Below are 4,359 nucleotides of genomic sequence, written 5' to 3'. Positions count from 1 at the left end.
ACGGCCTTGCCAGGGCTGGCTGCGTGCCTCGCGCGCTTCCATCTGCAGTTCCGCATAATGCTGCGCCAGGGCGCCGCTGGCAAACGCGTACTGGCCCGGCACGTCGTAGCTCTCCAGCACCGGCAGCCTGGCGAACTGCTGGCGCGACGGGGCGCTGGCACCGACGGCCTTCTTGGCCTTGTAGTCGTAGCTGAGGAGAGTCGTCAAGGTCGAGACGACCTTGCGGCGTTTTTGCAGGGCCTGGATACTGTCCTGCTTTTCCGCCGTGCGGGCGCCGTGGAAGCGGATGCCACCATCCTGCTCGCTGATGGGATCGGGCGGCATCGCGCTTTGCTGGCTGCTGTCGGCGAACAGCACCAGGCCATGGCCTTCTTCCAGTTCCTCGATGCGCCAGCCCAGGCCTTCTTCCGTCAGCAGGCGGCGCACGAAATCGTAGTCCGACTCGCGGTACTGGCAGCAGTAGCTGCGCGGCGGGACGTCGACCAGGAAGCTGTCCGTCTCCCCGCTCCAGCGCCACTGGGCCAGCGGCTGGTAGGCCGATAGCACGTCGTCGACGATGTCGACCACGGTCTTGTCCTGCCATACGCGGCTGTTGCGCACCTGGCTCAGGCGCCACAGCCATGGTGTCAGGCGCAGGCGGTAGCGCGCCAGGCCGCCTTCGCTGCCCAGCATGGCCGCGTGGGTGATGTCGCCGCTGAAAGTGGTGCGGGTGCCGTCCGCGAGGCTGATGTGGAGCGTGGCTTGTTTGTCACCCTTGTCCAGCAGCGGCACCAGGTCGATGTGGGTGTTGGTGGACAAGGCGAAGTTTTACAAACAGGGACCAACTCTGACATCCGAAGTTAAGAACTCTGGCACGATTGGCTACCCAGTGGCAAATCCAGCCTATAGTTAGTATTATCACAATTCGCCAAGATACCTAACCGAGTTACTACCTCAAAACTATCGAACGCACAATTTCCTCCCATAAGGCAATGGCGCTAGCATCATCAAGCGAATTTTTTTGCTTACCAGAGAGGTCATACTGCCCGCTTTTTAGTTCCAGATGGATTTTCGGCGCCTTGGGTCCGGTTTTATCACGTCCGTGCGTTTCCAAGGCAAAATTATACTGTTTTTCGCTTTTGTTGTTGGTTACACTCAACCATTCTTGCACCTTCATCCCTGCAACAATGCGCTCACTCTGCCGGAGTACTTTGGGTCGTTGGGACAAGAATCGAAGCAGCGAGTTTGCACCATTTACCCGCTGGAGTAGCGATTCCTGATCATCGGGAGCGTAGCTATCAACCATTATTTCGAGCAAAAGATCAGGATTTTTCCGGCTACGGAAATGGTATATCCCATACTCTGACGTGTTTACACCCTCAATCGCAATTTTCCCTGCGCAAAAATCAGAGTGTTTTCCACTGTCTTTAGAGACACTTCTAATACTATTTGCGAATGTAATTTGTTCACGTTCGACCTGATCCAGGTTATTTTGCCGGGAAAGCGAAGCGAGACTCAAATACGTTCCTTGTTTTTCAATATGGAGCTCCGTAGAATAATAGTTTTCAACTTTATTGACTCGTATCCGATAAATCCCTTCTGCAACACGATCCCTAGCCTTGACTATGTCGGTCAACTGCGTGCTGTACGATCCTATTTCCGCCACCCTCGCTTCCACGCGGTCGTCTAAATCACTGCCTGTCAGCGAATCCGTAAAAACCTTTATCTCCATCTTTAATGGCTCACTACGCCCAAGGGAGCGAGCGATTGACATGCTAAGAGGTAGGGAAAGATGAAATTCTTCTGGCAGGTCCACGCTAACTCGGCCGATACAATGCTTAGTCATCACAAAATTACCTCTAACTGCTTCCCGTTGCTCACAAGAGCAAAGGAAAACTAAACAAAAAAAACTAACGAGCAAAGCAATTATCTTTTTGCCATTCCCGCAATCTTTGTTATAGCATATTCTGTTACGCATCGTGGCTCTTCGTACTTGTAAGCTTTTTCATGACCAAAACCGCCGAGATTAAATTGTTGTCTGACTTCTTGCGGATTTGTCTTTTTTGGCGCGCCGCCTGAGCTTGCGGATACAGTTCCATCACCTCTACCATCCTGTAACAAAACTCGCGCCTCCCAGAAACTTTGCATTTCAGGCATAGCATTCGAATTTTCACGGGACGTGCCGAAATTAACTGGACGGAGCATTTTTTGGCCAATGAACACGGTATTTCCACCAGGCTCATGTACATTTTTATGCGGCATTTCAAAAACATCTTTGCTAGCTGGCATGCCATTTTCGCTAGGCCGCCTTCCGCGTGCTACTCGCCAACGCACAGTTTCGAAGCTCTTCTCTTTTGAACCGGTTCCGCCACCATAAAAAACATACGTATTCGGGTGGTATTTTTTTGATAATCCACGATGGAAAGCTCGAGCTGTCAATACGTTCGAACGATATACATCCCAATCGATAGAAAGTCCTCCCTGCGGTTTCAGCCAGTCCTCATTAACCAAGCCCCACCACTGGTCACGCTTTAGATATATTTCTTCGTATGGATCCAATTTTGGTAGTTCTAGCGGTGTGACACCGTCGGCCGAGACGTTTAGCCAACCTTTCTTGTAATCCTCGGAAGGTAAGAGCTGCAAAGCACCTGGCGCTTGTGAAAAAACTGCAGTAACCTGCTGACCGTCGGCTCCAATAACTTCGCCAGCAACAAAGCTCTCTTCGGACATCCCAGCCTTGCAGCGGCGATAAGCCACCGATGCGCCGACAGCAGGCATCACACCGTGGACAATGCCGGCGATAAATTCTTTCATTCCAGAAATTTCGCAGCAAGCCCGAGCAACGAGCCCTCCCATCGAGTGGGTTACTAAAATCACCTGCTCGCACTTTTGCGTATGAATATTGTTTTCTGCAATAATCAAACGTATGCGCTTCGAAAGTTGGGCCGCCGCAATTGAGTTAGATTGGAGCCAATTGTAACCCATCGCATAAACAGGAAAACGAAAAAGGCCTCTCTGTGTCAGCTCTTGGGACAGGACATCCGTAGTTACTTCCCCGAAGTCAGATGTCGGTGGTAACCCAGCCATTTTCATCCGAAGCCCGGGGGCTAAGTTTCCGACACCACTTTTTTTGCTCGTTCGAACGGAGTTTTTTGCGACGGAAAAAGCCTCTACAGATCCCGCCATGCCTACCGGGCCGTTCATCCTTTCTTCAAGCCAAGTTAAGAATTCGTGGTAGCTTCCTTCAGCAACTTCACCCCAGCCGCGATCAAGGTAGCTCTTACTATTTTTAGCCGTTCCAACACCTAGGTATGGCACGTTACCATGCTTAAAAACACGCGTTCTATCCGGGTGGAGCACTCTCTGCCGATGCGCCGCATCTTTTGTCGCCCACTCCGTCGCCAGCCCCATAGCTTCGCCGCCAGTAGTGTTTAGCAACCATACTGGGGATCCTTCCAAATTTGAGAGATTGGATCCCATAATGCCGGGAATAAACACTATGGGTAGACAGTGCGTGCCTGGTAACGTCAGCTTCACTGTATCCATCATACTAGTGTCAGTGAGCTGCCACTGGAAAGTCGGCCGACCTCCTGTACCTGGGATACCCTGCCGTGAACGCTCTTTCGGTTTATATTCCGCCATAACTCCGATGTTCCTATTCTAACTTTCCTAGTATTTCAATAGTTAACTGTTCGGGACTAGTACCGTGCTGGAGTGGTATGAAACCCGCTGCATCGGTAGTCCCTTCGATTCGCCCCCCTCCTGACCTTTTAATAGCGTATCGCATATTTGCGACCGGTTCGCCCATGACATCAACAAGCTGAAATTTTTCGTCGTACCGAAGTGTTCCTCGGGGCAGTGTAGGCATTTCCGACCCTATACTGACGGGTCCACTAAAACTCTTCTTCCCAGCCTTGATCGAAATCTTCCCCGGACACTGCACAGTAATATTCCCGCCATCAATGGTAATATTGGCCCCGCCCGCCGTGGACAGCGAGATACTCTTGGCAGCAGCGAAATCGACGAACGACGAAGCGCTGACCACTGTCACCTCATCGCGTGCCTGCACTTTCAGCACATCGGCCTGGGCCTGAATTTCCACCGCATTCTTCGCGGCGATCAGCTGCACACCGAGCCCGCCTTCACCAGCAGCGACAGCACCACCGAGCACGCCGATGGCCTGGCCGCTATGCATGCGCAGCGCGCCGCCGGCGACGAATTGGGTGTCAGCGCCGCTCATCAAGCCGATGGTCTCGCCATTCGACAACTGCACGGCGCCCCCCGCTGTCACGCCCAGGCCGGCCTTGGCGCTGACGGCAATCACGGGGTCCGCCGAATGCGGCAAGGCGCCATCGCCAGGGGACGTCTTACGGGCACCGG

Annotated in this window: 4 protein-coding genes; all 4 read right to left on the bottom strand. The window is 52.9% G+C overall.

Annotation, left to right across the window (positions count from 1 at the left end; all coding sequences use genetic code 11):
- Positions 1-798, bottom strand: a 798-nt coding sequence (locus GM672_RS27145) for a type VI secretion system Vgr family protein (RefSeq protein WP_155473616.1), incomplete at its 3' end; no start/stop codon positions are given.
- A 130-nt stretch (positions 799-928) separates the two neighbouring features.
- A complete protein-coding gene (locus GM672_RS27140) occupies positions 929-1,795 on the bottom strand; it encodes a T6SS immunity protein Tli4 family protein (protein ID WP_155473615.1) in 867 nt (288 codons plus the stop codon).
- A gap of 110 nt (positions 1,796-1,905) precedes the next feature.
- Positions 1,906-3,528 carry an esterase/lipase family protein gene (locus tag GM672_RS27135; RefSeq protein WP_170300277.1) on the bottom strand — a complete coding sequence of 541 codons (1,623 nt, stop codon included), beginning with the start codon at positions 3,526-3,528 and terminating at the stop codon, positions 1,906-1,908.
- A gap of 106 nt (positions 3,529-3,634) precedes the next feature.
- The coding region (locus GM672_RS27130) for a DUF2345 domain-containing protein (RefSeq protein WP_155473613.1) at positions 3,635-4,359 on the bottom strand (725 nt) is incomplete at its 5' end.

It is taken from the genome of Pseudoduganella buxea (genome assembly GCF_009720835.1).
GTDB classification, from domain to species: domain Bacteria; phylum Pseudomonadota; class Gammaproteobacteria; order Burkholderiales; family Burkholderiaceae_D; genus Rugamonas; species Rugamonas buxea.
Note: the sequence above shows the minus strand (reverse complement) of the source record. Positions and strands in the feature narration are given on the sequence as shown.